Raw genomic sequence first — 25,668 nt, 5'->3', positions numbered from 1 at the left:
CCAATGACATTTTCGGAAATTCCGGCAGCATCACCGTTGTTGACCATGTTGCAACTGTTCCCGCTGTTGACCGGGCTGGTGTTAATTAAGATACGCGGCAATGCGGCAGTGGCCTTGGCGGGCATTATGGCGCTGGCGCAAATGTTGCTGGCGGTAAGCTTGTATGCCAAGTTTGATGTGCATCAAGCGGCGGGGGTGATGCAGTTTGCGGAACGTTTCCAGATACTCGGTGCGTTTCACTACCACGCGGCGGTGGATGGCATCGGGGTCATGTTTGTGTTGCTGACCAGCTTGATCAGCTTATTAAGTGTGGCGTTTGTTCTGGTGCGGCGTTTGCACGAAAGTTCGATACTGGCGGTGATGATGATGATTCAGTCCGTCATTACCAGTCAGTTTGTGACGGTGGATTTGTTATGGTTTACCTGTATGTCCTTCCTCGAAGTGGTCATGGTGGCGTATTTGACCAAACGCTGGCCGACGTTCCACGACATTCAACCGACCTTGGCGCGTTACCTGCAATTCATGGTGGTAGGGCTGCTGTTGTTGGTGTTTGGCACGCTGGTGTTGGGCTGGAATTATGCCGATGCGAATGCCGGACGCTGGAGTTTCAGCCTGTATGAGCTGGCAACCCTCGGCTTTGGGGCGCACGATATGGTGGGAACCTTGGTGTTTTTCGCCCTGTTTTATGCAATGGCGGTACGGATTCCGTTATTCCCGTTTCACGGCTGGCTGCCTGCGTTTATGTTGCACGGCAATGTGGCAGTGGCACCGATTTACTTGCTGGGTTTGAAAGTGGGAGTCTATGGGCTGTTGCGCTTTGTGTTCCCGATTGTGCCTCATGCGGTGTGGGAATGGCACATGGTCGCGACCGTGTTCGCCGCAACTGGAGTGTTTTACGCCGCATTTTTGGCGATGCGCCAGCAAACCTTGCGTGAATTATTGGCGTTTGCGGTCATTAGCCATACGGGGATTTTGACGATTGGTTTGTTTAGTTTGCACCGCATGGCGTTTGAAGGCGCGGTATTGCTGGCGATGAATTTTGGATTGGCGATCACTGGCTTGTTACTGATGACCGGCATGGTGTGGCAACGGACTCGCACCACGCGCTTGAGCAAGCTCGGTGGGATGATGGATTACATCCCGATTGTGGGCTTGGCGTTTCTGGTGGCTGGCTTGGCGATTGTGGGAATGCCGGGAACACCGGGGTTTGATGCAGTGCATTTCGTGTTGGAAGGCTCGATTAAACGCTTCGGGGCGTTGGTGACAGTCGCTGCGGCTTTGGGCAACTTGGTGGCGGCGGGCTTTTTGTTACGCGCTTTCCAACAGGCGTTTTTAGCCAATCCGGGGGTGGATACCAAACGGTGGGATACCAACCCCACTTACCCGGCAGAAATGCTGATGGCAAGTATTGTGATTGTGGTAACGGTAACGGCGGGGTTCTATTCCGCGCCGTGGATTGCATTGATTGGTCAGCCCATCCAAGGTTTGGCGGGGCTGTTTGCAGAATACACGGGCGACGTTCAAGGGGGAGAACATTGATGGATAGCTTAACAAGCATGAATTTTCCTTGGCTCAGCCTGTTACTGCTGATGTTACCGTTGGGCGCAATCTTGACCGCATTCATGCCGGGCAAAGAAGCGCGGTTGGCAGCGTTGACCACGGCGGTACTGACATTGGTGGTGGCGCTCATTATCGTGGCGGGGTTTGATTCGCAGCAGGCGGGGTTCCAATTTGTGGAAAAAGCCCCCTGGATGCCAAGTTTGGGGATTCATTACCTCTTGGGGGTGGATGGGTTATCGGTCTTGTTCCTGCCGTTCACCGCGCTGTTGTTCATTGGGGTGATATTGGCGTCTTGGAACGCGATTCGCACCATGACACGCCTGTATTTCGCGCTATTGCTGGTGTTGGAATGCACCATGATGGGCATTTTCACCTCGCTGGATACGATTTTGTTTTTCCTGTTTTGGGAAATGACTCTGCTGCCGCTGTTTTTCCTGATCAGTTTGTGGGGCAGCGGTGCGAACCGGCGTTACGCGGGGGTGAAATACAGCTTGTTTATGCTGGCGGGTGGCTTGCCGATTCTGCTGGGGTTTGTGGTGCTGGCGATGAATAATTCCACGGGGATGAGTTTTGCCTACACCGATTTATTGCAGGGTAGCCGTGAATACGGGGTGCAGGTGACGGTGTTTTTCCTGTTGCTGGTGGGGTTTGGGGTGAAAATTCCGCTGTTCCCGCTGCATACCTGGTTGCCGGTAGTCGCACAAGAAGGGCCTGCGACCACCGTGGCCTTGCTGACGGGTTTGAAAGTCGGGGCGTATGGGTTATTGCGCTTTGGCTTGCCGCTGGTGCCGGATGCCGCGTTGGAATTCCGCTGGATTCTGGTGGGGCTGGGGATGATTGGGGTGTTGTATGGCGCGGTGGCGGCGTTGAGCCAGACCAGTTTGCGGCGCATGTTGGCGTTTTCATCCTTAAGCCACGTCGGGCTGGTGGTGTTGGGGATTGCTGCGTTTAGCCCACAAGGGATGCAGGGCGCAATCTTCCAGTTGCTGAACTTTACGCTGATTGCGGGTGGCTTGTTTTTGATTACCGGCTTTTTGCATCAACGTACCGGCTCGACGGAGTTGTTGAGCTTGGGCGGGGTGGCGAAATCCATGCCATTGCTGGCATCGCTGTTCTTTTTCCTCGGCTTAGCGGGGATCGGAATGCCCGCCACCAGCGGCTTTCCGGCGGAATTCTTGCTGATTGTGAGTATTTTGGAAGTACACACCGGCGCAGGTTTGGTGGTGTTGTTTGTGGTGATTTTGGGGGCGGCGTATTTCCTGAACTTCTACCGCAAAGCCTTTCTGGGTGAAGCGCGTCACGACATTATCCGTGACGCACCTGACTTGAAGCCGCGAGAACTGGGTGTCCTGCTGCTGATAGTTATACTGGTGCTGGTATTCGGCCTCTACCCACAGGGGATGTTGGATATGACTGAAACCAGCAGCCAGTATTGGGTGAGCTTGATGCTGCCAACGGATACGTCACCGTAACGTTAGCGTAAATTACGCACCAAGTGAATGTACATACCCGCGCCTTTGAGATTTTCATAGGCGCGGCCTTTAGCGAAATCCATGCTCCATGCTAATGGATCGGACTGATTGACTGACCATAAACCAACCGCCTGCATATTCGGAAAAATGTCATGGTTAGCCGCAGGCTCAATACAACGCTTATCCACCAGTGTACCTAACTCATCCAATGTGGGTAAACGCCAGCCAGAATAACCTGCAAATTTGTCACTGCTGCTCAATTGCGCCAGACTGGCGGCTTTATCCCACTCCATACGTACAGCACGTCCTGTACAGCGTTCACCGGTTTGGCCTTCTAGACATTTTTTCCACATTAAGCCTGTACTAACGTCAATTAATGTGCCATTACCCTGATCGTTGAAGCGCTGCACTGGCGTGGAAGATGGAATATTAGGGTTGCAATTTTGTTGTGCCATGACCACATTAGCACTAGTGAGCAGCAAACTACCGCTCAACAGGAGGGAGAGTCTTTTCATTGTCATATTGTTATTTACCAAGCAAGTCATTCGTTTTATTTATTGATCAAAATCAAATATGATTAACAATCAATCTTTAAGACGCTTATTTAATCAAAATGGTTCAAACTGATAATGTAAATTTATCAACTTGTTTTGCTAGACGTAAGTATCAGATTATATATTCCATAAAATGATACCTTTTGGATACGTTATTAACGAAGAGGGAACGCTATGGGAATGATTGTCCCGGCACTTGCTCAATGGCTGGATGACTCCGGAATGAGTACTAGCAATGGTGTTTTCATAACAGGCACCGATACCGGTGTGGGTAAAACTTGGGTTGGCACTCAATTGATTCGGGTCATGCGTGTTTTAGGGCGCGAAGTGATCCCCCGTAAGCCCGTGGAATCAGGCTGGGTATCAGACCTAAAACAAACCGATGCTTGGCAATTAGCAGATGCGGCTGGATTGCCCCTGGATAACACAATTTGTCCCTACCGGTTCGCCGCTGCCCTTGCCCCGCCAAGGGCAGCCAGACAAGCAGGCACAACTTTAGGATTACAACAACTTGCCGCAACCTGCCCTACACGTTGGGAAACTCGCCAATTTCTGCATGTGGAAGGCGCGGGTGGTTTCTACTCACCCATTGCACATGATGGGGTAAATGCCGACCTTGCCCAAATTCTGGGGTTACCGATTATCCTAGTGGCAGAAGACCGTGTAGGCTGTATGAATCATGTCTTACTGATAGCAGAAGCCATTCAACACCGAGCGCTCAGACTTGCGGGTATTATCCTCAATGCTCGGCAGACACCCATCGCAGGCATGGATAACCGCCATGATTTGCAACAATACCTCGATATTCCAATCATGCAGTTCCCATGTGCTTAAACCATCTCCGGTAACTCATGGAGGGATTCGCGGCTATCACCTTGACCCGCCCCGAAATTGATTTGCCACTCAAGGTCGTTGCGTGAACTCGCATATTCCAGCGCAATCGCTTTGCTAATGTGTTTACCGATATAAAGCTGGTAGAGCGCTTGGTCGAAGGTCTGCATTCCATCCACCGTGCCCTTGGTAATGATGTCTTTCAGTTCACCAAACTGCCCGGTGCGAATCAGTTCCGCCACATACGGCGTATTGACCAATACTTCTGCCGCCAGATGCAAGCCATCCTGCTCATCAGGAATCAGCCGTTGCGCCACAATACCCCGCAAGTTAAGGGATAAATCCATCAACACCCGACTTTTATTTTCGCTGGGAAACAGGTACAACATCCGCTCCAATGCCTGAATTACGTTAGTGGCATGTAAAGTCGATAACACCAAATGTCCGGTATCCGCAAACCCCAATACTGCATCCATCGTTTCGGTATCGCGTACCTCCCCCACCATGATCATATCCGGTGCTTCACGCATTGCCTCACGCATCGCATTGGCATAACTCAAGGTATCAAAACCGACTTCGCGTTGCCCGATGATGGATTTGCCATGGCGGAAGGTGTATTCAATCGGATCTTCAATAGTCAAAATATGCCCACAGTGATGCTCATTGCGGTGCTGAATCAAAGATGCCATCGACGTGGATTTACCCGATCCCGTAGACCCCACGAACAGCAACATCCCCTCCTTTTGCATCACCAGTTTTTTCAGCACTTCCGGCAATTTCAACTCATCCGGCGAACGAATGTCGGAACGAATATGGCGAATCACCATCGACACTTCCCCTCGCTGAAAATAAAAATTCATGCGAAAGCGCCCAATACCTTTCAGCGAAAATCCCTTATTTAATTCACGATCCGCAAAGAAAGCTTCAATTTCGGTTGCCGTCAGGATCTCTTCGGCTAATTGGCGAATATTGCCCGGCTTCATCGACTCCCGGCTAATGCGCTTGAGCTGCCCGCGCACCTTAATCGTGGCGTGCGCCCCCGTGGTCAAATACAAATCCGACGCGCTTTGTTTCACCATCACATTCAATAATGGCGTGATGCGCATCTCAGCTTCACTTAAAATGGTCATCGTGTGGCATTCTCCAGCGGCTCAATCGCCAACTCATCCAAACCCTTAAAGAAGTCATTATCCTGGGCAAAGCGGCTTTCCAATTTAAGGCGTAGACGCAAGTCATTCTGTGAATCTGCATGGCGCAACGCTTCTTGTACGGTGATTTGCCGCGCTTCAATCAGGTCAAACAAGGCTTGGTCGAACGTGCGCATTCCCTGTTCACGCGATTTCGAGGTAAGCACTTTCATCCCCGGCACATCCCCTTTGAGGATCAAATCTGCCATTAATGGGGTATTAATCACCACCTCCACCGCTGCCAAACGCCCCTCGCCCTTGGCTTTACGTACCAAACGTTGTGACACCACCGCCTTCAGGTTTAACGATAAATCCATCAATAACTGGTTGCGGCGTTCTTCGGGAAAAAAGTTAATAATCCGGTCAATCGCTTGGTTAGAACTGTTGGCGTGCAAGGTAGTCAAGCACAAATGCCCGGTTTCCGCGTAAGCAATCGCATAATCCATCGACTCACGATCCCGAATTTCACCCAGCAAAATGACATCGGGTGCTTGGCGCAAGGTGTTTTTCATGGCGATTTCGTAACTGGCGGTATCCACTCCAATTTCACGCTGCGTAATCAAACACCCCTTGTGCTGATGCACAAACTCGATAGGGTCTTCGATGGTAATGATATGCCCCTTGGAATTCGTATTACGGTAATCCACCATTGAGGCCAACGTGGTGGACTTACCCGAACCGGTTGCCCCCACCATAATCACCAAACCGCGTTTGGTCATGGCAATTTCACGCAATACTGGCGGCAAGCCCAAATCCTTCAAACCCGGAATATGGGTAGGAATGTGCCGCAATACCATGCCTGCGCACCCACGTTGCGTGAAAGCATTGACCCGGAAACGCGCTTTGCCAGGCAGGCTGATGGAAAAGTTACATTCCATATCCTCTTCAAACTGCTTGAGCTGGCGGTCATTCATAATGGCACGCACCAACATCCTAGCGTTTTGCTCATTAAGTGCCTGCGTGGTTAACGGTAGCATTTCGTTAGCAATTTTGGCAGAAGGCGCGGCCTCGGCAGTGATATACAAGTCGGAAGCCTTTTTATCCAACATGGTAGCCAACAATTTATGCACATAGCTGATGGCAGCATCGCGATCCATATCTTACCCTCTGCTTAAATACTATCGGGGTTATCGGCTTTGCGGCGGGCAGCTTCACGCTCGACCAGCCCTTTCATCACCAAATTTTTCAGTGACTGATCAAGGGTTTGCATTCCGTCATTTTGTCCGGTCTGCATCGCGGAACGCATCTGCGCAATCTTGTTCTCGCGGATCAAGTTGCGCACCGCACGGTTGCCAATCAAAATTTCGTGAGCAGCCACACGCCCGCCGCCTTTTTTCTTCAATAACGTTTGGGAAATAACGGCTTGCAACGATTCAGACAGCATGGCTCGCACCATTTCTTTTTCGGCAGCAGGAAACACATCCACAATACGGTCAATGGTTTTGGGCGCAGACGTGGTATGCAAGGTGCCAAACACCAAATGCCCGGTTTCCGCCGCCGTCAGTGCCAGACGAATGGTTTCCAAGTCACGCATTTCCCCCACCAGAATGGTGTCCGGGTCTTCACGCAAGGCGGAACGCAAAGCTGCTTCAAAACCTTTGGTATCACGGTGCACTTCACGTTGGTTGATAAGACTTTTTTTACTTTCGTGGACAAATTCGATGGGGTCTTCGATGGTGAGAATATGACCGTAATCGGTGTCATTTTTGTAGTCGATCATCGCCGCTAAGGTGGTGGATTTACCCGACCCCGTAGGCCCTGTCACTAGCACCAACCCCCGTGGATTTTCGGAAATCTTGCGAAAAATACCCGGCGCACCCAACTGATCTAAGGTTAATACTTTGCTGGGAATGGTACGGAACACCGCACCTGCCCCACGATTTTGGTTAAAGGCATTCACACGAAAACGGGCAACACCCGGAATTTCAAACGAAAAATCGCATTCCCAATGTTCCTCGTAATTTTTACGCTGGTAGTCATTCATGATGTCGTACACCAGCGCGTGTACCTGTTTATGGTCGAGCACCGGCAAGTTAATCTTGCGCATTTCACCATCGACACGGATCATAGGCGGCATCCCGCCCGATAAATGCAAGTCGGATGCATTGTTTTTGACGCTGAATGCCAGCAGTTGAGTAATATCCATTGTTGTTATTATTCGCGTTGAAGGTTTAGTTCCGTAATTAATGAGGAAAGTAACACATACCATGACAATCCGTGACAATATCCAGACAATCGGCGAACGCATCCGTTCTGCTGAACAAGGCTTCGGACGTGAACCGGGCAGCGTACACTTACTCGCTGTAAGCAAAAAACACCCCACAGCGAGTATTCGCGAAGCCATCCTCGCAGGCCAGACGCAGTTTGGTGAAAATTACGTGCAAGAAATGGTCGAAAAAGCGGCTGAACTCGCTAATAGCGGCATCGTGTGGCATTTCATCGGCCCGATCCAATCCAACAAAACGCGCCTGATTGCAGCAACCGCCCGCTGGGTACATTCTGTGGATAGTGTCAAAATCGCCAAGCGCTTGAGTGAGCAAAAACCAGCAGATGCGCCCGACATCAATATCTGCCTGCAAGTGAATATCAGCGGGGAAGCCAGCAAATCAGGCGTAACGCCGGAAGACCTGCCCGAATTAGCCGCCCAAATAGCAACCTTACCCGGTATTCGCTTACGCGGCTTAATGGCGATTCCCGCCCCCGAACACGACTTCACTAAGCAATGTGCCGTATTTGCGCAAGTACGTGCCTTGCAAGAAAATCTCGTCTCACAAGGTTTCAGCCTCGATACATTATCAATGGGGATGACCGATGACATGGAAGCCGCCATTGCCGAAGGGGCGACTATTGTGCGCATCGGCACAGCCATTTTTGGGGCAAGGTGAAAATATTAATTTTTTTACAGTCTATAATCTCTAAAATACTCATTTATTGCCAAGAATCGTTATGAAAAGAGCCTTGCTGACGCACAATCCTCACTGGGAAGCACGTTTCCCCACTTTATACCCGCGTGCGTTGCTGCCCGTTCTAACCAAAAAGTTGGCACTCAAACAGGTGCAAGTATTGCAAGGTAGCCGCCGCAGCGGCAAGTCATCGCTGTTCCGCCTGTTGATCCAGCACCTTGTGGAACAGGGCGTAGAGGCGAGGAGCATCCTGTATGTGAATCTGGATGACCCGTATTTCGCTGAGTTGTACACGGATTCTAAGCAACTTTACAGCCTGTTGGATTTATCCGAATCGCTCACAGGGCATAAAGTGGTGTACTTGTTTCTGGATGAAGTACAAAACGTCACCCGTTGGGAAAAGTTCGTCAAAGCCATCTACGATAACCAGCAAGTGCAGAAAACTTTCGTCACTGGCTCGAACTCCTCCTTGCTGGAAGGCGAATTTGCGACCTTATTGAGTGGGCGTTATGTGCGTGACATTGTTTATCCACCCGCGTTGAGCGAACTTTTGCAGGCGCAAGGTTACACCGATTATCTGTCACGCTTGGCAAACAAGCCCAAGATTCTGGCATTGATGATGCAGATGATGGAATACGGTTCGTTTTACGAAGTGTTTGGGCAACAGGATGAAGGGCTGAAACGTGACATTCTGCTGAACTACTACGATACCGTGATCTTCAAGGACTGCATTGCCAATAACCAAATACGCGATACCAAAAGTTTCCGTGAAGCTGCTCATTTTCTGATTTCCAATACCGCTAACCTGTATTCCTACAACTCGCTGGGTCGTGCTTTGGGGCAACATGACAGCACCATCAAGGAATACATCCGCGTGTTGGAAGATTGCTATGTGTTGACTGAACTCAAACCCTATTCCTATTCGCCCAAGGAACAACTGAAGGCTAAGAAAAAAAGCTACATCATTGATAACGGTTTTCTGGCACAAACCGCATTCCGCTTTTCCGCCAATTACGGCACGTTGTTTGAAAATCTGGTGTTTAGTGAACTGGTCAAACAGGGCTATGAGTTGTTCTTTATCAGCAGCGATTTCGAGTGTGATTTCATTGCCCGCAAAGAGGAGCAATTGACTGCTATTCAGGTGTGTTACCAACTGACTCCGCAAAACCGTGAGCGGGAACGGCAAGGTTTGCTCAAACTGAAACTGGCAGTTACTCGCAAGTTATTGATTACCTTCGATCAGTCAGAGCCTTTCGCAGACGGGATAGAAACCTTGCCGTTTTGGGAGATGTTTGGCTGAGTGCCATGCGTAACAGAACCCTTTTTCCCGCATCTGCGCTATACTGCCCGCCTGTTCAACACCGCGCTGGCACTCATGGCTTTACTTCACTTACGCAATATCCACCTCGAAAACGGCGACAATCGCCTGTTTGACGGCATCGACCTCACCATAGAACCGGGTGAACGCCTGTGTTTGGTCGGGCGCAACGGCACGGGCAAATCCACCCTGATGAAATTGTTGTGCCGCGATATTTTGCCGGATGATGGCGAAATGATTCACCCGCCCGAACTCAAAATTGCCCGCCTGCAACAAGACGTACCCCACGATCTTTCTGCCCGCATTTTCGACATTGTGGCAGAAGGCCTAGGTGAAGTGCAGCCTGAAGACGAGTGGCAAATCCAGTGGAAAGTCGACACGGTGCTTTCCCGCATCCAGCTTGACCCCGACACCCTGTTTGACAGCCTTTCCGGTGGCTGGAAACGCCGCGCTTTACTCGCTCGCGCCCTCGTCGCCGAACCCGATTTGCTATTGCTGGACGAGCCAACCAACCACCTCGACATCCCCGCGATTGAATGGTTGGAAAACTTCCTGATGGGCTTCAAAAGTACCCTGCTGTTTGTCAGCCATGACCGTTCCTTCGTGCAAAAGCTCGCCACCCGCATTATTGAACTTGACCGGGGCAAACTCACCAGTTGGCCGGGCAATTTCCAAAAATACCAAGAAAACAAACAAGCCGCGCTCGATGCCGAAGCCCAGCAAGCCGCGCTGTTCGACAAGCGCTTAGCCGACGAAGAAGTGTGGATACGCCAAGGTGTCAAAGCCCGCCGCACCCGTAACGAAGGTCGTGTGCGCCGCCTCGAAGCCATGCGCGAAGAATTCAAACAACGCCGTAACCTGCAAGGCAAAGTCACCGCACAAATCGGGCAAGGCGACAACTCCGGCAAAATCGTGGTCGAAGCCGAACACCTCGATTATGGCTGGGATGGCAAGCTATTGATTCAAGACTTCAACACCACCGTCTTGCGTGGCGACAAGATCGGCATTATCGGCCCCAACGGGGTCGGCAAAACCACCCTGATCAAACTGTTATTAGGGCAATTACAACCCACGGCGGGGACGGTCAAGCTCGGCACACGTTTACAAGTCGCCTATTTCGACCAACACCGTTCGCAATTTGATGGTGAGAAAAATCTGCGTGATAACATCGCCAGCGGTTCCGATTTTGTGGAAATCAACGGGCAAAAGCGCCATATCATCAGCTATTTGCAGGATTTCCTGTTCACCCCGCTGCAAATCCAAAAGCCGGTGAAAGTGCTCTCCGGTGGCGAACGCAACCGTTTATTGCTGGCTCGCTTATTCTCGCAACCCTCCAATTTACTGGTACTCGACGAACCGACCAACGACCTCGATGCTGAAACCCTCGAATTGCTGGAAGAATTGCTGATCGACTACCAAGGCACTTTATTGCTGATTTCGCATGACAGAAGTTTCCTCAACTCGGTGGTCACGCGCACCATCGTGTTTGATAACGGTACGATCGGCGAATACGCAGGTGGTTACGACGACTGGCTGTTGCAACGCCCGCAGCCCGTGTCTGAGAAAGATAAACCTGCCGCAAAAACTGAAAAATCAGCGGAAAAACCAGTCGCAGTAGCCGCCAAACCCGCTCCCAAAGCCAAAAAGCTCAGTTTCAAAGACCAGCGCGAACTCGAACAATTACCCGCCCAGATCGAACAACTGGAGCTGGCGATTGCCGCACTCCACGAACTGATGAACCAGCCTGACTTTTACCAGCAAGGCACGGTGCAAATTGCGGCGCGACAGGATGAATTACAGCGCCTGGAAAGCGACTTGGAAACGGCTTTTACCCGTTGGGAAATGCTGGAACAGCAGGCATAAAAAAACCGGCCTACCGTTATGGAGGCCGGTTGAAGTTATGTGCTAGTTCTTATGGTCAGTTGAGGGGTCCCTAGCACATAAAGCTGAGACGGAAAACTCTGTTCAACTTGGAACGAGCATAACAAAGAAAAAGTTAATGCCGGTTTACACGTCAAGTTTTTTTTAGGCATTTTATTAAAAAACCTGACAAACAACCTAGTAATCACCATAGGTTTTGATATGCAACAAGACCGAATCTTTGACGGTTTAGCTCAACGTTTCCAACGCAGCATTTATGATGACCCGCGTGGAGCCATTCGCTTAGCCATTCTGCAAGACGATTTGCAACCTTGCGTCGTGAATACGCGCCCCTTGAAGATTTTGGATGCCGGGGGCGGCTTGGGGCAAATGGCTATTTGGTTAGCGCAGCAAGGCCACCAAGTGGTATTGGCAGAACCTTCCGCCGAGATGTTACAACGCGCTGCCACCGCGATTGCCGCTGCGGGTTTGCAAGATGCGATTCACTTATTGCAAGCCAGTGTGCAGGAATTAGCGGCACAAGACTGTGAATCCTTCGACTTAATCACCTTTCATGCCGTATTGGAATGGCTGGCAGAGCCGCGAGCAGTGTTAGCACAGTTGTTATCGTGCCTGAAACCGGAAGGCTGGCTGTCTCTCATGTTTTTCAATCACCATTCGACGGTCATGCGGCGGCTGATTGCGGGCGATCTTGATACCGTGCGCCGGGGTGAGATTGCCAGCGATGGCAAACGTGGCTTAGCGCCAATCTCGCCCCTAAAGCCGGATGAAGTCCTGAGCTGGCTTGCACCATTAGGCTTGGAATTGGATACTTGGTCAGGAGTACGCTGCTTTTATGACTATATGTATCGTGATGTCCGCAAAGCCGCCAAATTGGAAGAAGTGCTACCACTGGAACGCCAATATTCACAGCAAGAACCTTGGCGCTCGCTGGCACGTTATCAGCACATGTTGTGCCGCAAACTTACAAATGACGGCGTATAGCCGCCGCTAATTCTGCGGGTGGCACGGCGTGTTGCACCTGCTCACGCACCTGCCCATCCTTATCAATGACATATAAAATTGCGGAATGGTCGATGGTGTATGCCATTGCCGAACCCGGCACTTCCACCTTGCGGTAAAACGCATTATAACGGCGGGTAATTTCCAAGAGTTCTGCCTGAGAGCCACTCACCCCTATCAAACTGGGGTGGAAATACCCAACGTAGCGCTGAATGTGTTCCAAGGTATCGCGTTCGGGGTCTACCGAAACAAACAGCCCCTGTGTCTGTGACAACTCCACTGGCGTCAACTGTGCCAGTGCGGCTTTTAAGGTCGCCATGGAGGTGGGGCAAATATCCGGGCACGCGGTATAGCCGAAATACAGCACCACGACTTTGCCCTGAAAGTCACTCAGGCTAACCGCACCCTGTACCGCTTGCAGGGTAAAATCCCCGCCTTTAGGCAAAGGTAACGGTGCTTGACTCAGCGTTTCATCTGGACTGAGAAATCCGGCAACAAACCATGCTCCCCCGACACCTAATAAGACAGCTAAGACCACCCCGATGATTTGTTTCAACATAAGGCTCTACTCAATCGGCTCTGAAAAGTGTTAGAATACCTTCAATCAAAGGGGCATACCTTGAAAAAAAGCAAGCAGGGTAATATTAAAAACAATATCCTGTCCGTGGGACACGTTATCTGCGTACTATAACAATGCATGTATTGCCAATGAACCTAGCTGACGAACCGTTAGCCAAAACCTTCCCTGTTGCAGCGCTGTTGCACCTGTTGTTGATCTTTGGCGTGGGCTTCCTACCCGAAATCAGCAAAAACACCCGCTTAGCACCCGTGTTGGATATTACCCTTGTTCAGACGCATTCCGAACAAGCACCCGATGTGGTGGACTTTATTGCACAAGCCAACCAGCAAGCCAGCGGCAGCAGCGACGAAAAGAATCGCCCGCAAAGCCCATTGGCTGCGCTTCTGCCTATCGAAACCAGCGGCGAATCGCCGGTGCAGTCGGAAGCCGGTTCACCGGATACCCCGCTCAAACTGACGCCGCAAATCCTCACCACGAAAGGAGAAACCTTCAAACGTGTCGACAAGACACCCGAACAACCGGTTGAGGAAGAGGACGTACCCGTCGCCGAAGAACGCACCGATGCGACCGAGGAAATTGCCCAATTACTCGCTGAAATGGATGAGGACGAAGCCCGTTATGCCCGTCGCCCACGCATCCACTTCATTGATGCAGTGAGTGCCAAAAGTGCGGTCGAAGCCGAATACATCGACGCGTGGGTCAAGAAAATCGAACGCATTGGCAATATCAATTTCCCTGAAGAAGCCATCATGCGCAACCTCAGTGGCAAACTCATTCTCAATGCGACACTGGATCATGGCGGGCGTGTCGTTGATGCACAAATTAGTCTATCATCAGGGTATGACGTGCTGGACAAAGCCGCGCTGCGTATTATTAAACTCGCAGGCCCTTACCCCGCATTGCCCGATGAAATTCGCCGTAAGTGGGATCAACTGAACATCACCCGCACGTGGATTTTCCACAGCGGAACCCTAAACACCCAATAGCCAGAGCGTGACCGGAACAACTGTGACCCAAGACATCCTCAATTTACGCAATCATCTGCTGATAGCCATGCCAAACATGGGTGACCCCAACTTTGAGCATACGGTCAGCCTGATCTGTCAACACGATGAATTCGGTGCCTTTGGGGTGATGATCAACCGCCCACTGGAAATGACGGTGGGTGAACTGTTTGAGCAACTCGACATTATCATTGATGACCCCCACATTGCGGGGCAATATGCCCTCAGCGGTGGCCCGGTACAAGCCGAACAAGGCTTTGTACTGCATGATGGCAGCCGCAGTTGGGATAGCACCTTGCGTATTGCTGAGGATTTAGCGCTTACCTCGTCGCGTGACATTCTGCAAGACATCGCCCATGACCGGGGGCCTGCACACTTTTTGCTGTTATTAGGCTGTGCGGGTTGGAGTTCGGGGCAACTCGAACACGAAATGAAAGAAAATGTCTGGCTGACTTGCCCCTCCCACGCCAATATTCTGTTTGAAATGCCTTATCAGGAACGCTGGCATGGGGCAGCTCGCACACTCGGTATTGATGTTAATTTGTTAGGCGTTGCGGCTGGTCACGCATGAGTCACATAACCGTGCTAGGCTTTGATTATGGTAAAGCACGAATTGGCGTGGCGATAACCAATACCCTCACCGGTATTGCGACACCCCAGTCCACCATTCAGGCGCACGATGGCACACCCGACTGGAACGCGATTACCCGTTGCCTGCAAGAATGGCAACCGAAACGCTTAGTGGTGGGAATGCCACGCAAACTGGATGGCTCCGACAGTGCTATGCAGGAACCGATTTTACGCTTTATCCGCCAACTGGAAGGACGTTACCACCTTCCTGTTGATGTCGTCAGTGAGCAACTATCATCCCTCGAAGCCGAACAACGTCTCAAGCAGGCCCGGCAAGTAGGGCGTAAGCGCAAAGTGCGCAAAGAAGAAATTGACCAAATAGCAGCAACCATTATTCTGGAAAGCTGGATGCAGGAATACACCCATGGACAGCAAAAGCTATAATATCAACGCCTTACTTGACCAGCTCGAACAGCAAATCCGTGCGTGGATGCAAGCAAAAAGCATTACCAACCCCGTTATTGTTGGTTTACACACCGCAGGCGTGTGGGTAGCCCAAGCACTGCGCCAACGCTTACACATAGCGGAAGAACTCGGCACAGTCAGCGCCACCTTCTACCGTGATGACTTCCATCAAGTAGGGTTACACCGCCAACAAAAGCCCTCCCACCTGCCGTTTGAAATTGAAAACCGCCATGTGCTGCTGGTCGATGACGTCATCTACACCGGGCGTACCCTGCGTGGTGCGATGAATGAGTTGTTCGACTTCGGTCGCCCTGCCAGCATTACGGCCATTGTGCTAATTGCCCGTGAGGGGCGTGAACTCCCCATCGAGCCACAAATCGTTGCCTTACGGGAAGAACCCGGCAGCCATTTCCGCTACCAAGTGACCGGCCCTGAGCCGTTAACCTTGCAATTAGTGGCAAGCTGATACACGCTTTCCTGTTGTTATTCACAGGAAACGCCCATGCAAGCCTTGATCCTCGGTGGTGCACGTTCTGGCAAAAGCCGTTATGCGGAAACCCTTGCGCAACAATCCGGGCGCGACGTGGTGTATATCGCCACCGCTCAAGCCCATGATGCTGAAATGCACAGCCGCATTGCCCACCACCGTGCCTCCCGCCCTGCCCATTGGCAAACCCTGGAAGAACCTTTAGCGCTGGCGACCACCCTACAAAACCATGCAGTACCCGGACGCTTACTACTGGTGGATTGTCTGACCCTCTGGCTCAGCAACCTGCTATGCTTAAACGATAACGACCGCCTGCACACCGAAACCAGCGCGTTGCTAAGGTGTTTGCCCGCCTTACCCGCTGATATTTTGCTGGTCAGTAACGAAGTCGGTTTAGGCATTGTGCCATTAGGCGAATTAACCCGCCGTTACGTCGACCATGCAGGCCAATTACACCAGCAACTCGCCGCACAATTGGATACCGTAATTTTCATGGTGGCAGGGTTACCACAACCGTTGAAAGGAGTGATCTCATGGAATGGCTAAACACCCCGGCTCAAGCGCCCAATGCAGCAATGACCGCAGCCGCCCACTTGCGCCAAACACAACTGACCAAACCAGCCGGTGCGTTGGGTGAATTGGAAGCGGTTGCAATCCGTCTGGCGGGTTTGCAAGGGCGGGAGCAACCCCGCGTTGATAACGTCCACATTAGCGTGTTTGCCGCTGATCATGGCGTAGCCAATGAAGGCGTATCCGCATTCCCCCAAGCTGTCACCGCACAAATGGCACATAACTTCCTCAACGGTGGTGCGGCTATCAACGTTTTGGCACGTGAACTCGGCGCAACGCTGGAAATCATTGATGTCGGCGTGAAAACCCCACTCACGCACCCCAATCTCATCAGCCAACGTGCTGGTGATGGCACCGCTAACAGCGCCTTGGATGCGGCCATGAATACAGCCCAATTAAGCCTTGCCCTGCAAGCCGGAGCCGATGCGGCTGATCGTGCTAAAGCCGCCAATGCGGATCTATTCATTGCAGGCGAAATGGGCATTGCCAACACCACTGCCGCCACTGCTATCTATTGCGCCCTGCTGGATGTCGCCATACTCGATGCTACCGGCCCCGGTACGGGTTTAGACCGCGATGGTATGATACATAAAGTGAATGTAATCCGCCGTATTCTCAACCAACATCGCAGCCATTTCGACAACCCGCTGGAAGTCTTACGCCGCCTCGGTGGGTTTGAAATAGCCGCCATCACCGGCGCATACATCCGGGCGGCACAACTCGGTTTGCCGGTATTGGTGGATGGTTTCATCAGCACTGCCGCCGCGCTGCTTGCGATTAATGTGCAACCTAGCGTCGCTGACTGGTTACTGCTTTCCCATACCTCTGCCGAACCTGGGCACTTCTTTGCGATTGCCGAATTGCAACAACGCCCCTTACTGGATTTGAATTTACGCTTAGGCGAAGGCAGTGGTGCTGCTGTTGCCGTCCCCTTATTGCGCATGGCCTGCGCCTTACACAATCACATGGCGACGTTTGCGGAAGCCGCCGTAGCCGGAAAACTGTGAGACACGATGACAGACGAAACCCACGAAACTCAGGCTGATCAGCCCGACGTAGCGCCAGAACAACCCGCGCCAATCACCACCCCCACCACGGTGGACTTGTTACGCCATGGGCAAGTGGTCACCCCCAACTTGTTTTGCGCCCCCAGCAACGAGCCACTGGGTAATCACGGCTGGAAGCAATTAACCCTTGCCACCCAAGCGGGGCAATGGGACATCGTGATCAGCTCCCCCAACCGCCGCTGCCACGATTTCGCCCGCTTATTGGCGCAACGCCTCGGCTGCCCATTTGGGGTTGACCCACGTTTCGGGGAAATGGATTTCGGGGATTGGATCGGCAAATCCCAAAGCGACATCTGGGAACAATACCCCGAACTGATGCAACAATTGTGGTATCAACCGCGCCGTTTCATTGCCCCCAATGGCGAGGCGATGGAAGACTTCATTGACCGCGTGCAACAAGCCTGGGATGAACTGCAACGCAGCTACGCGGGGCAAAATATCTTGCTGCTGACTCATGCAGGCGTGATTCGCGTGGTGCTGGCAAAGGTGCTGGATATTTTGTATCAGCGCAGTTTGCGCTTTGAAGTGGGGTACGCACAGCTTACCCGGGTGCGGACTTATCCTGATGGTGAAACCTCATTGGTGGGGCATGGCTTGCCGCACGCCTGAATCCGCAGGTTATGTCGATAGGTATGGATTTGTTTGCACTTTCACCACATCTAGCCGTTCCCCATCCGTGAGTAATACCCATGCACTGAGTTTGGGGAGTGCGGCAATCTCTGGCAACTGCAAATAGCCTTGCACCTGCGCAATGCCTTCCTGCCGTTTGGCTTCCCACCCCTTTTCCTTATCGCTTTTCTTGGCGTATTTTAACTCAATCAGGTGCTGGTGGTTGACGGCAAACGGGCTGCGCTCCAACAGCAAAACATCGGGATAACGGTGGTTCATTTCGCGCTCGCTCTGAATGAAATAGAACGACACTTGGTATAGCAAGGTTAACAGCAGGGTCTTGACGTGCTTTTCATCCATATTGGTAAAATCGCGATTGGAGAGCAATTGCAGTACCCGTTGCATCTCATCCGCCAGTGGCTGGATATTGTCATGCAACGCCAAGGTTTCCAGCGCCATCCGCAACGCACGATTGGGAATGCTGATCTGGTTGCGGCGTTCCAATTCGACTTTGAAGTACTGGAAATACAATTCCTGCATCACATGGTTGGGGATTCCAAAGATTTCGCCGGAAAGGGTTTGACCTTGCAGGGAGGCAAAACCCATGTACGCCAGCAAACTGATAAAATCGTCGCGATCAAAGCCCTTGTCGAAGTCGAATTTACGGCGTTGCTCAGCAATCACCTGCCCTGTATTGATCAACTCGTCCAGCACGGCGTAGTTTTCGTCACGGTCGCCGATACTGAACATGCCCAACAGCTTGCCGTAGTCTGAGGCGATATTGTCATCCAGCATCCGTGCAGGGTAGGCGCAATCCTCTGCATCAAAGTTTTTCACAAAGTACAGCACCATATCCGAATTATAAAGGCTCTCCTGTGCTTTGGTATGGAAGCGGTAGCCATTGTACCAACGGGTCACATCCGCCATCAGTATGCTAGCATCAAGCTGGCACGCCTTCACTAAGGGTTGCAGCAACTGTTCCACTTCCGCTTTGGTGAACCCCATCAAGGCGTTGAAGTCTTTATGCAGGGAAATATTTTCGCCAATATTAAACCCGCTAGTCATGTTATCGAGCGTAATCGGCGTAACCCCCGTAATAAACAAACGGTCAATCGTGCCGCGTTGTGTGGCAGTTTTGAGAGTTTCGTAAAAACTGCGCAAGAAGCCGCCCTTGCCGACAATGCTTTGGAACAATTTCAGGTCTTGCGCCAGAATGCTATTGGCAAAGTGGTCGTATTCGTCGATCAGCAACAGAATTTTCTGCTCTGCGACAAGTTTGAAGAATTGCTCCATTTTCGCGTGGGGAGAGGGTTCGCTATCGACCAGCGCAAGCATATCCGGCGGATAACCGTAGCGCCGTAAAAAGGCTTGCAGTGAGATGGATATTTTTCGGTCAAAGTCTTGGTATAAGCGCTCAAACCCCTGTTCAGTGGCAATTCCGCTGAATTCCATGAACAGTACTTGGTAACTGCTTTTGAGCGTTGTGGGGTGCTTGCCAATATAAAGCGTTGAAAAAATTGCATCAAAATCAGTCTGATAGCCGATGTCGTAATAATGTTCCAATGCGGATAGAAACAGGCTCTTGCCGAAACGGCGCGGACGCAGCAGGATGTGGTATTTACCATTTTCTTCCAGCTTGGCGATATAGTCGGTTTTATCGACGTAATAATAGCCTTGGGTGATGACATCTTTGAAATTGCTCAGACCGTAGGGGATTTTCATGGCGGTTCTTTGTTCCTAAAAGCTCACGGTAGGAAAATCATAGCATAGGGAGGCAACTGCTTCTGTTGTTTGGCTTGGGTATCGAATACGGCTAAAGCGTTACTGCTACGGAAGTGGTTTTACTTTGCAAGACTCGCGTAAAGTCCGTTTCCTGATGGCTAGTCAGCAATAAACGGTCAGTAGCGCGGGTCATCGCGACATACAATAGCTTGGCTTCGTCGACTGCACTTTCTGCATCCGCACTAATAAAACCCAGACCCGCAACCACGACCAGCGGAAATTCTAATCCCTTGCTGCTGTGGAAGGTCATCAGCTTCACAGTATTGTCCGCCGGGTTAAAACCTTTCTTACTCGCGGCATCGCGCAACCAAGCACAAGGTACGCCTTCCGCCTGTATTGCCTGCCACAACGCCGCGCCCTGTTGATAATGCCGGTACAACACCGCGATGTCTGCCCATGCGGTTCCGCGTTCCTCATGCCATTGGCGTAACCAACGCACCACCCGTGCAGTTTCTTCCGCAAAACTGGGGAACAAACGGCAGACCGGCGCAAAGCTGTGCCGCCCCACCATTTCAGGGGCAAGCAGCGGTATATGGTCATCGTCGCTGTCGTGCGGTTGCAAGTATTGCCGCGCAAATTGATAAGCAAACCCAAAGATTTCATCGGTATTGCGGTAATTAAGCCGCAGCACCGTGGTGCGCCCACGTGCCTGAATCCCCACGCTGGACAGGCTGAACTTCAACGCTTTACTTTGCTGATAAATCGACTGCGCGTCATCGTATAACAACAACAGGGAATCCTTTTCCGGGTCAACCATGCCGCTAATCAGCTTTAACCACGCGGGCTGAAAATCATGCCCTTCGTCAATCATAATCGCGCCATACTGCGCTTTGGGAATACGCCCATTTTCCACCGCAGCACTGACGGTATTCACCAGCGCATCCAGATACTCAAGCCCGTGTTCCGTTGGGCGGTCGATGTGATACGCCCGCAATTGTTCACCGCACCAATCGTGAAAGTGGTAAACGCTCACCTTGTCATCAATGGCTTTTTCTTGCATCAATGCCCGTAACCGCGCCGCTAATGCAATGTTGTAACACAGCACCAAAATGGGTTTGGCTAACACCTTTGCCAGATACAAACAACGGTACGCCAATATCAAGGTTTTGCCAGAACCGGCAACCCCGTGAATGACGCGATGCCCACGCCCCATGCTGCGAGCCAGTTGTTCCTGTTGCAGATCCATCACTTTCAGAATATCGGGCAACACAGTTTCGAGGGGTTTGTCCGCAACGTCCGCCGGTGGGTCAGCAAACAAACTGCCTTGGGAGGCAATGCGAATCTCTGGGAAAATATGCCAGCGGATGCGATCCAATTGCGGCACGGTCAGCGGTTTGCTGAATTGGTAATCGAACATATTCCACAAACACTGCTGGAAATCTTCCGGGTCAGTATTTTCCAGCATTTCATCACTGCACAGGGTGCGATTCCACGGCAACACGGCTGACAAATCGGTATTGCTAAACTGCTGGCGGCTCATATTGGTCAGTACCACACCATAACCGTAAGGGAATGCCAATTTGCCCTGATACCTTCCCGCGTATTGAATCAATTGCGGGTCTTGTTCGAGTTGCTGCACCAACTTATAAGCACATTGCCGCGCTTGTTCCAGCGGGTTGGTGACGGTTTTCACGCCTTGCGGGGTTAGCAAGGTCGCTGAGGCTTTGTCGATAGACTGAATGCTATCCAACTTCCAATCTTTGACTTCCAGCAGCAATAATCCCCGCCAGGGATGCACAATAATGAAATCGGCGTAACGCTGGCGAAAACCTTCACCCACACGCGGCTCATACCAACACAGGTAATCATCTTCCAATAACTGCTCCAAACGCCGCGCAAAACGCTTTTCGCCGGAAGTCATGCGGTTGAGACAACTTTGTAAAGAGGGGATTAACTTCGCCATAACTCAATTTTTTATCATTTTTAGTTGATTAAGCCGCTCATTCTTCCTCGGCAACAGTCGATCACAAACGGTCGAACGCCTCCGGCTCAACATCCGGTACAGCACGCATGACCTTGAGAAAATCTGCACGAGAGGCTTGAGCAGCTTCTTGTGCCAAATAATTTTTGGTCAGCAAGGCAGACATTTTTTCAGCCGCCGCTGTTACCAAAAATTGATTGATCGAGACACCATCCGCCTTTGCCAGCTCTTTGATCTTCTCATGCAATGATTGGGGTAAACGCAATGTCAGTTTATTCGCAATTCGTGTTTTCATGGTGTCATATGTACAACCATTCGTAGTGGTCTGGCAAGTCTCTTACGGTGTTAATTGCTTAAACTAAACCTCTGCTGTCATCGCGGCGAATCTTTCCGCTGTTACCACTTTCGGCACGAGTCGCCCGCTTTTCCCCGGTAACATCAGCACAATAGCGCGGTTGTGTGCATCGCCGTAGCTGACGTGTAGCGGTTTGTCGTTGCTGTAGAAATACAGGCAGTAGGAAAGCATAACTCAGGGAAAATCTTACATCGTAAACTGCTGAGCTGTATCACCCGCCTCTAAAAATTGCATAACCCGCGCACATTCGCCCCGCACGGTGTCTGCCAGATAAGTCCAGAAGGCGGTATTTTCTACTGTGCGCACCACTACAGCAGTGGGGAGAAAACGACGCATTTCCTGCACAAAATAGCGATGAATATCAGAGTCATCACGCAACTGCTGGGAACGTTGTGCCATCAATTGCGTAAACTGTTGGGTCGCATAGCGATGATCAATCACCTTCTTTGCTACCAAGTCTAATGGAGCCTGAATATTTTGTTGTCGCAACCAAGTGATGTCCCACAAGTCACGGTTTTTGATGCGGTTGGGGCGTAACGCGAAAGCCACTAATTTGTCAGCAAGAATTTCTTCACGGCTTTCGGCTTGCAGGATCAGACCGGATGTTCCCATGTCCACCCCGTAATGGTTGCGTAATACCTGCGGGCGTTTGTCGTAACTGGGGATAGCGCAAATGTCGATGTTAATGCGCTGGGCAGGCAAATGCCGTTGTTTCGGCTGGGTAATCACCCGTAATTTCCACGTATCCACATTGCCCGATTCGCGGCTTGGCTCGCTGACTTCAACCGCAAGACCGTATTTTACCCGTAAGCGTTCAACCAATACCGCACCCAAGTGACTCAGGGTTTCACGCTGAAAATCAGCACCGCCGGTAAAATCCAAATCTTCGCTTAAACGGTTAGAACCGTAACACGCCCGCAAGCAAGTGCCACCGATGAAAGTCAATTGACTCAACAACCCCGCTTCCGCCATCTCCCGCAGAATGTCATGGTGCAGCAACTCTTTTTCCACCACGGTGCGTAACGGGGCTAGATCACCTTGCTCTTGCATGGCTTGGGAAACAAGCTGGTTAAACAAATTCATGGGCAACCTTCCAGTCAATTAAATCCGTATCGCGACAGGTGCGCTTCATATCGCGTAATGCCAATCCCACATTTGCCCGCCATAAATGGCAACGGGTGTCGTAAACCAGTTGGTTTGCCAAATCTGCCGCCTGCTTTTTGGTGTGGATGAATTCAATCTTGCCGAAGTTGCCACAATCCATAATATGCGTGCGTCCCGATGACATCAGCGTAACCCAGTTCATGGGAAGCTGAGAAATAACCCCCGCATCACTCAAGGCTGATTCCAGACTGATGTAATTAAATTCACCCGCCCGCAACCGCGCCGCCGCACGATACAACAGCAAGCCATCGTTAGCGTAAGTTTCTGGGTAAAGGTATAAACCCCGGCAAATGCGTTTAAGCAAGCCAGTCTGTTCTGCACGACTGAGTAATGCCTTGAATGCAGCAGGGGTTTGCTCCGGCATTGCGCCACGTAAATCACTCAAGGTGAACAAACAATGTTCACTGTTAGCCAGTGCTTTGAGCGTATTTGCCAAGTGTTTAATCGGTTGCATCGCAATTTAAGTCTACATGAAGTTACGCTTAGTGTAGCTCAATGTAGACTTAACGAGGGCAATCAATGGTTATTTCGCTGAATCTTTCCGCCGTCACCACCTTCGGCACGAGCCGCCCGCTTTTCCCCGGTAACATCAGCACGATGGCACGGTTGTGTGCGTCACTGTAGCTGACGTGTAGCGGTTTGCCGTTGCCGTAGAAATACAGGCGGTCAAACGGGGTGTTTTGCACGATCCATTGCGCGACTTCCAGCATGTTTTCGTCGGGGACGATGAAATCACAGGCTGCACCTTTGCGCTCGCAGATCAGGTTGCCACGGGTATTCACTTCATGGGCGGCGTGTTGGTCGCGTTTGGGGTCGATGCTGCCTTTGATGTGTTTGGCGAGTTCGGGGGAGCAGAAGCCGTAGGTGAGTTCGATACCGCCAAAGTAATCCATTACCGGGTCGATAATGTGCAGGGCAAGCGCGGCGAGTGCGTTATAGGTGTCAGGCTGTTTGGGCAGGTTGGGTAAGCCGGTGTTGGCTTGGGTTGCGCCGCATTCGATGAAATCGCGGAAGGTGTGGTATTGACCGCAGGGGTCATCCAACGCGGGGGTATGTTGCGCGGGTTGCAGTTCAAAGCCCACGACTGCCAAGCGTAAACGCTGCAAGGTGGCATCGAATTGTTCGAGAGGCATTCCGTAACCGTCTAAGGCAAATTCAGGGTGGGTTGCCAGCACTTGGTCAAAGGCGAGTTGTTCGGCGTAGTGCGGGAAATCGGGGGTGAGGAAACGCGCTTTTCGGTACAAGTAAGGCGGGGTGTAGGTGTCGCCGTATTTGTAATACTCGAAACGTTGATTGACTAGGCTGATTTTGATGCGTTCCAGCAAGCGTGGCAGGGGCGATTCCTCGAAGTCATCGTATTTCATCAGCGATAATTTGCCGGATTCGGCATGGATTTTCAGCAAATCGGCAGAAGTCACGTCACCGAAAACGAAGGTGGCGCAACCGATGTAGACCCGCAAAATCGGCGGCAATGCCACGACTTGTGCGGTGTGGAAGGTGAATGCGCCTTCTTCATCGAGATAGCCATAGCCTTGCGCGGCGGCTTGTTGGCACATTTGGCGCAGCAACGCGGGGTTGCCCGCTGAGAATAACAGGCGTTCGCCGTCGGTTTGGGCGTGTTGGTAGTTTTGGAAGAAGGCTTTGACATCGCGCTTGAGGCTTTCCGGCAAGTGGCGGTAAATGCGTTGTTGGTCGAAACGGCGCATCGCAAAGTACACCGTGAGGTCATCGCGGCGGCTGTCGAAAGCGAGTTTCAGCAGTTCATCACCCTGGAAGCGTTGCAGGAATTTCAGGGCGCGTTGTGTTGTGCCGAACAGGTCTTTGCTGGCGGCAAGGTCGGGGAATTCGTCGTCTTGGGGTGGTCTGCCCAGTTCTAGCCAGCGTAGCCAGAGTGCATCCAATAAGGCTGCGTGTTGTTCGTAGAAGGCGCGTTCTTTGTCGGCTTTGGTGAGGCGGGCGGCGCGTTCGGCTTTGGGAGAACAACTTGTGCTATACCAGTGGCTCTGAAACTCCAGTTTTTACGAACACTAAAACGATCAAGGACTATAAAATGGCAAGTGCTAACACTCACATACGCAATCTGATAGAAGTCGCCGACACGCTAACAAGGAAAGGACTAATGAGAAAACAAGCGGCTGAAAAATTCTTAGAAAACAATATCGACTTAGCCGATAACGTTTTATTCGAGTTGGAGAAAGCCGATAAAATAATTGGTGTATTAATGGCTCATATCGGGTATCTGAGTGAATATGACAAAAAAGGACTTGAACGTGACTTGGCAGCGCGTGGGTTTAGCGATCATACGGAAACACGCCGTGCTGTTCTCATGAAAGCATTTGCACTGCAAAATGAGTCGCAAGATGGCGTATAATCTGCGCAACTAAAC

At 51.4% G+C, this 25,668-nt stretch carries 27 protein-coding genes; 15 read left to right on the top strand and 12 right to left on the bottom strand.

Features of this window, described 5'->3' with window-relative positions; genetic code table 11:
• Window positions 1-3 precede the first annotated feature (3 nt).
• Entirely contained in the window at window positions 4-1,539 is a 1,536-nt protein-coding gene (locus tag QJT81_01250) for a proton-conducting transporter membrane subunit (protein ID WGZ94644.1), read from the top strand.
• A complete protein-coding gene (locus QJT81_01245; GenBank protein ID WGZ94643.1) occupies window positions 1,539-3,032 on the top strand; it encodes an NADH-quinone oxidoreductase subunit M in 1,494 nt (497 codons plus the stop codon). The genes QJT81_01250 and QJT81_01245 overlap by 1 nt, the downstream gene beginning before the upstream one ends.
• A 2-nt stretch (window positions 3,033-3,034) precedes the next feature.
• Here the strand turns inward: QJT81_01245 and QJT81_01240 are convergent, their stop codons facing one another.
• On the bottom strand, window positions 3,035-3,553 hold the full coding sequence (locus QJT81_01240; protein ID WGZ94642.1) for a DUF1566 domain-containing protein: 519 nt from the start codon (window positions 3,551-3,553) through the stop codon (window positions 3,035-3,037).
• A 255-nt stretch (window positions 3,554-3,808) separates the two neighbouring features.
• Here QJT81_01240 and bioD point away from each other — a divergent pair, with 255 nt between their 5' ends.
• Complete coding sequence (gene bioD / locus QJT81_01235; protein WGZ94641.1) at window positions 3,809-4,420, top strand: dethiobiotin synthase; 612 nt, start codon at window positions 3,809-3,811, stop codon at window positions 4,418-4,420.
• Here the strand turns inward: bioD and QJT81_01230 are convergent.
• Genes QJT81_01230 through QJT81_01220 form a run of 3 tightly spaced genes read right to left on the bottom strand, consistent with a single transcriptional unit; the run spans window position 4,417 to window position 7,750 of the window.
• Window positions 4,417-5,547 (bottom strand): PilT/PilU family type 4a pilus ATPase, encoded by a 1,131-nt coding sequence (locus tag QJT81_01230; GenBank protein WGZ94640.1) that lies wholly within the window; start codon window positions 5,545-5,547, stop codon window positions 4,417-4,419. The two genes, bioD and QJT81_01230, sit on opposite strands and share 4 nt — an antisense overlap.
• The gene (locus QJT81_01225) at window positions 5,544-6,701 is read right to left on the bottom strand and encodes a PilT/PilU family type 4a pilus ATPase (protein ID WGZ94639.1); all 1,158 of its coding nucleotides are present in this window, start codon (window positions 6,699-6,701) and stop codon (window positions 5,544-5,546) included. The genes QJT81_01230 and QJT81_01225 overlap by 4 nt, the downstream gene beginning before the upstream one ends.
• A 14-nt stretch (window positions 6,702-6,715) precedes the next feature.
• Window positions 6,716-7,750 carry a type IV pilus twitching motility protein PilT gene (locus QJT81_01220; protein ID WGZ94638.1) on the bottom strand — a complete coding sequence of 345 codons (1,035 nt, stop codon included), beginning with the start codon at window positions 7,748-7,750 and terminating at the stop codon, window positions 6,716-6,718.
• Between the two features lie 61 nt (window positions 7,751-7,811).
• Between QJT81_01220 and QJT81_01215 the strand changes: the two genes are divergently transcribed.
• From QJT81_01215 to QJT81_01200, 4 genes are all read left to right on the top strand, one after another.
• Window positions 7,812-8,489, top strand: a complete 678-nt coding sequence (locus QJT81_01215; protein ID WGZ94637.1) for a YggS family pyridoxal phosphate-dependent enzyme — start codon at window positions 7,812-7,814, stop codon at window positions 8,487-8,489.
• A 61-nt stretch (window positions 8,490-8,550) separates the two neighbouring features.
• On the top strand, window positions 8,551-9,807 hold the full coding sequence (locus QJT81_01210; protein ID WGZ94636.1) for an ATP-binding protein: 1,257 nt from the start codon (window positions 8,551-8,553) through the stop codon (window positions 9,805-9,807).
• A 75-nt stretch (window positions 9,808-9,882) separates the two neighbouring features.
• Window positions 9,883-11,688, top strand: coding sequence for an ATP-binding cassette domain-containing protein (locus tag QJT81_01205; GenBank protein WGZ96441.1), 1,806 nt, complete (start codon window positions 9,883-9,885; stop codon window positions 11,686-11,688).
• 219 nt (window positions 11,689-11,907) lie between these two features.
• Entirely contained in the window at window positions 11,908-12,690 is a 783-nt protein-coding gene (locus tag QJT81_01200) for a methyltransferase domain-containing protein (GenBank protein WGZ94635.1), read from the top strand.
• Here QJT81_01200 and QJT81_01195 read toward each other — a convergent pair.
• The gene (locus QJT81_01195; GenBank protein WGZ94634.1) at window positions 12,671-13,267 is read right to left on the bottom strand and encodes an SCO family protein; all 597 of its coding nucleotides are present in this window, start codon (window positions 13,265-13,267) and stop codon (window positions 12,671-12,673) included. The two genes, QJT81_01200 and QJT81_01195, sit on opposite strands and share 20 nt — an antisense overlap.
• A gap of 149 nt (window positions 13,268-13,416) precedes the next feature.
• Here QJT81_01195 and QJT81_01190 point away from each other — a divergent pair, with 149 nt between their 5' ends.
• The 7 genes from QJT81_01190 to QJT81_01160 are packed head-to-tail and all read left to right on the top strand — an operon-like array spanning window position 13,417 to window position 18,060.
• On the top strand, window positions 13,417-14,274 hold the full coding sequence (locus QJT81_01190) for a TonB family protein (GenBank protein ID WGZ94633.1): 858 nt from the start codon (window positions 13,417-13,419) through the stop codon (window positions 14,272-14,274).
• Between the two features lie 7 nt (window positions 14,275-14,281).
• Window positions 14,282-14,863, top strand: a complete 582-nt coding sequence (locus tag QJT81_01185; GenBank protein WGZ94632.1) for a YqgE/AlgH family protein — start codon at window positions 14,282-14,284, stop codon at window positions 14,861-14,863.
• Window positions 14,860-15,306, top strand: coding sequence for a Holliday junction resolvase RuvX (ruvX, locus tag QJT81_01180; GenBank protein WGZ94631.1), 447 nt, complete (start codon window positions 14,860-14,862; stop codon window positions 15,304-15,306). The genes QJT81_01185 and ruvX overlap by 4 nt, the downstream gene beginning before the upstream one ends.
• Window positions 15,287-15,793 (top strand): bifunctional pyr operon transcriptional regulator/uracil phosphoribosyltransferase PyrR, encoded by a 507-nt coding sequence (gene pyrR, locus QJT81_01175; protein ID WGZ94630.1) that lies wholly within the window; start codon window positions 15,287-15,289, stop codon window positions 15,791-15,793. The genes ruvX and pyrR overlap by 20 nt, the downstream gene beginning before the upstream one ends.
• A 36-nt stretch (window positions 15,794-15,829) precedes the next feature.
• Window positions 15,830-16,360, top strand: coding sequence for a bifunctional adenosylcobinamide kinase/adenosylcobinamide-phosphate guanylyltransferase (cobU, locus tag QJT81_01170; GenBank protein WGZ94629.1), 531 nt, complete (start codon window positions 15,830-15,832; stop codon window positions 16,358-16,360).
• Complete coding sequence (cobT, locus tag QJT81_01165) at window positions 16,348-17,391, top strand: nicotinate-nucleotide--dimethylbenzimidazole phosphoribosyltransferase (GenBank protein ID WGZ94628.1); 1,044 nt, start codon at window positions 16,348-16,350, stop codon at window positions 17,389-17,391. The genes cobU and cobT overlap by 13 nt, the downstream gene beginning before the upstream one ends.
• Before the next feature lie 6 nt (window positions 17,392-17,397).
• Window positions 17,398-18,060, top strand: a complete 663-nt coding sequence (locus QJT81_01160) for a histidine phosphatase family protein (protein ID WGZ94627.1) — start codon at window positions 17,398-17,400, stop codon at window positions 18,058-18,060.
• A gap of 9 nt (window positions 18,061-18,069) precedes the next feature.
• On the opposite strand, the gene QJT81_01155 is transcribed toward QJT81_01160, so the two are convergent.
• The 7 genes from QJT81_01155 to QJT81_01125 form a co-directional block, all read right to left on the bottom strand.
• Window positions 18,070-19,782, bottom strand: a complete 1,713-nt coding sequence (locus tag QJT81_01155) for an AAA family ATPase (protein WGZ94626.1) — start codon at window positions 19,780-19,782, stop codon at window positions 18,070-18,072.
• A gap of 91 nt (window positions 19,783-19,873) precedes the next feature.
• Entirely contained in the window at window positions 19,874-21,745 is a 1,872-nt protein-coding gene (locus tag QJT81_01150; GenBank protein ID WGZ94625.1) for an NERD domain-containing protein/DEAD/DEAH box helicase, read from the bottom strand.
• A 61-nt stretch (window positions 21,746-21,806) separates the two neighbouring features.
• Window positions 21,807-22,058, bottom strand: a complete 252-nt coding sequence (locus tag QJT81_01145) for a YlcI/YnfO family protein (protein WGZ94624.1) — start codon at window positions 22,056-22,058, stop codon at window positions 21,807-21,809.
• A gap of 63 nt (window positions 22,059-22,121) precedes the next feature.
• Window positions 22,122-22,289, bottom strand: a complete 168-nt coding sequence (locus QJT81_01140; protein WGZ94623.1) for a hypothetical protein — start codon at window positions 22,287-22,289, stop codon at window positions 22,122-22,124.
• A 15-nt stretch (window positions 22,290-22,304) separates the two neighbouring features.
• Window positions 22,305-23,201 (bottom strand): nucleotidyl transferase AbiEii/AbiGii toxin family protein, encoded by an 897-nt coding sequence (locus QJT81_01135; GenBank protein ID WGZ94622.1) that lies wholly within the window; start codon window positions 23,199-23,201, stop codon window positions 22,305-22,307.
• Window positions 23,188-23,736, bottom strand: coding sequence for a hypothetical protein (locus tag QJT81_01130; protein WGZ94621.1), 549 nt, complete (start codon window positions 23,734-23,736; stop codon window positions 23,188-23,190). The genes QJT81_01135 and QJT81_01130 overlap by 14 nt, the downstream gene beginning before the upstream one ends.
• A gap of 49 nt (window positions 23,737-23,785) precedes the next feature.
• On the bottom strand, window positions 23,786-25,297 hold the full coding sequence (locus tag QJT81_01125) for a DNA phosphorothioation-associated putative methyltransferase (GenBank protein WGZ96440.1): 1,512 nt from the start codon (window positions 25,295-25,297) through the stop codon (window positions 23,786-23,788).
• 104 nt (window positions 25,298-25,401) lie between these two features.
• Between QJT81_01125 and QJT81_01120 the strand changes: the two genes are divergently transcribed.
• Entirely contained in the window at window positions 25,402-25,653 is a 252-nt protein-coding gene (locus QJT81_01120; GenBank protein ID WGZ94620.1) for a hypothetical protein, read from the top strand.
• The last annotated feature ends 15 nt before the right edge of the window (window positions 25,654-25,668 follow it).

The organism is Candidatus Thiothrix putei (assembly GCA_029972225.1).
Taxonomy (GTDB): Bacteria; Pseudomonadota; Gammaproteobacteria; order Thiotrichales; family Thiotrichaceae; genus Thiothrix; species Thiothrix putei.
This window is presented reverse-complemented; position numbering and strand designations above follow the sequence as displayed.

Excerpts from the sequence above, each read along its gene's own strand:
- ruvX (WGZ94631.1), top strand. The coding sequence starts at position 14,860 with ATGAGTCACATAACCGTGCTAGGCTTTGATTATGGTAAAGCACGAATT.
- QJT81_01190 (WGZ94633.1), top strand. The coding sequence starts at position 13,417 with ATGAACCTAGCTGACGAACCGTTAGCCAAAACCTTCCCTGTTGCAGCG.
- QJT81_01245 (WGZ94643.1), top strand. The coding sequence starts at position 1,539 with ATGGATAGCTTAACAAGCATGAATTTTCCTTGGCTCAGCCTGTTACTG.
- cobT (WGZ94628.1), top strand. The coding sequence starts at position 16,348 with ATGGAATGGCTAAACACCCCGGCTCAAGCGCCCAATGCAGCAATGACC.
- QJT81_01225 (WGZ94639.1), bottom strand. The coding sequence starts at position 6,701 with ATGGATCGCGATGCTGCCATCAGCTATGTGCATAAATTGTTGGCTACC.
- QJT81_01155 (WGZ94626.1), bottom strand. The coding sequence starts at position 19,782 with ATGAAAATCCCCTACGGTCTGAGCAATTTCAAAGATGTCATCACCCAA.
- QJT81_01140 (WGZ94623.1), bottom strand. The coding sequence starts at position 22,289 with ATGCTTTCCTACTGCCTGTATTTCTACAGCAACGACAAACCGCTACAC.
- pyrR (WGZ94630.1), top strand. The coding sequence starts at position 15,287 with ATGGACAGCAAAAGCTATAATATCAACGCCTTACTTGACCAGCTCGAA.
- QJT81_01195 (WGZ94634.1), bottom strand. The coding sequence starts at position 13,267 with ATGTTGAAACAAATCATCGGGGTGGTCTTAGCTGTCTTATTAGGTGTC.
- QJT81_01145 (WGZ94624.1), bottom strand. The coding sequence starts at position 22,058 with ATGAAAACACGAATTGCGAATAAACTGACATTGCGTTTACCCCAATCA.
- QJT81_01210 (WGZ94636.1), top strand. The coding sequence starts at position 8,551 with ATGAAAAGAGCCTTGCTGACGCACAATCCTCACTGGGAAGCACGTTTC.
- QJT81_01220 (WGZ94638.1), bottom strand. The coding sequence starts at position 7,750 with ATGGATATTACTCAACTGCTGGCATTCAGCGTCAAAAACAATGCATCC.
- bioD (WGZ94641.1), top strand. The coding sequence starts at position 3,809 with ATGAGTACTAGCAATGGTGTTTTCATAACAGGCACCGATACCGGTGTG.
- QJT81_01150 (WGZ94625.1), bottom strand. The coding sequence starts at position 21,745 with ATGGCGAAGTTAATCCCCTCTTTACAAAGTTGTCTCAACCGCATGACT.
- QJT81_01250 (WGZ94644.1), top strand. The coding sequence starts at position 4 with ATGACATTTTCGGAAATTCCGGCAGCATCACCGTTGTTGACCATGTTG.
- QJT81_01160 (WGZ94627.1), top strand. The coding sequence starts at position 17,398 with ATGACAGACGAAACCCACGAAACTCAGGCTGATCAGCCCGACGTAGCG.
- QJT81_01230 (WGZ94640.1), bottom strand. The coding sequence starts at position 5,547 with ATGACCATTTTAAGTGAAGCTGAGATGCGCATCACGCCATTATTGAAT.
- QJT81_01135 (WGZ94622.1), bottom strand. The coding sequence starts at position 23,201 with ATGAATTTGTTTAACCAGCTTGTTTCCCAAGCCATGCAAGAGCAAGGT.
- QJT81_01215 (WGZ94637.1), top strand. The coding sequence starts at position 7,812 with ATGACAATCCGTGACAATATCCAGACAATCGGCGAACGCATCCGTTCT.
- QJT81_01130 (WGZ94621.1), bottom strand. The coding sequence starts at position 23,736 with ATGCAACCGATTAAACACTTGGCAAATACGCTCAAAGCACTGGCTAAC.
- QJT81_01200 (WGZ94635.1), top strand. The coding sequence starts at position 11,908 with ATGCAACAAGACCGAATCTTTGACGGTTTAGCTCAACGTTTCCAACGC.
- QJT81_01240 (WGZ94642.1), bottom strand. The coding sequence starts at position 3,553 with ATGACAATGAAAAGACTCTCCCTCCTGTTGAGCGGTAGTTTGCTGCTC.
- QJT81_01120 (WGZ94620.1), top strand. The coding sequence starts at position 25,402 with ATGAGAAAACAAGCGGCTGAAAAATTCTTAGAAAACAATATCGACTTA.
- cobU (WGZ94629.1), top strand. The coding sequence starts at position 15,830 with ATGCAAGCCTTGATCCTCGGTGGTGCACGTTCTGGCAAAAGCCGTTAT.
- QJT81_01205 (WGZ96441.1), top strand. The coding sequence starts at position 9,883 with ATGGCTTTACTTCACTTACGCAATATCCACCTCGAAAACGGCGACAAT.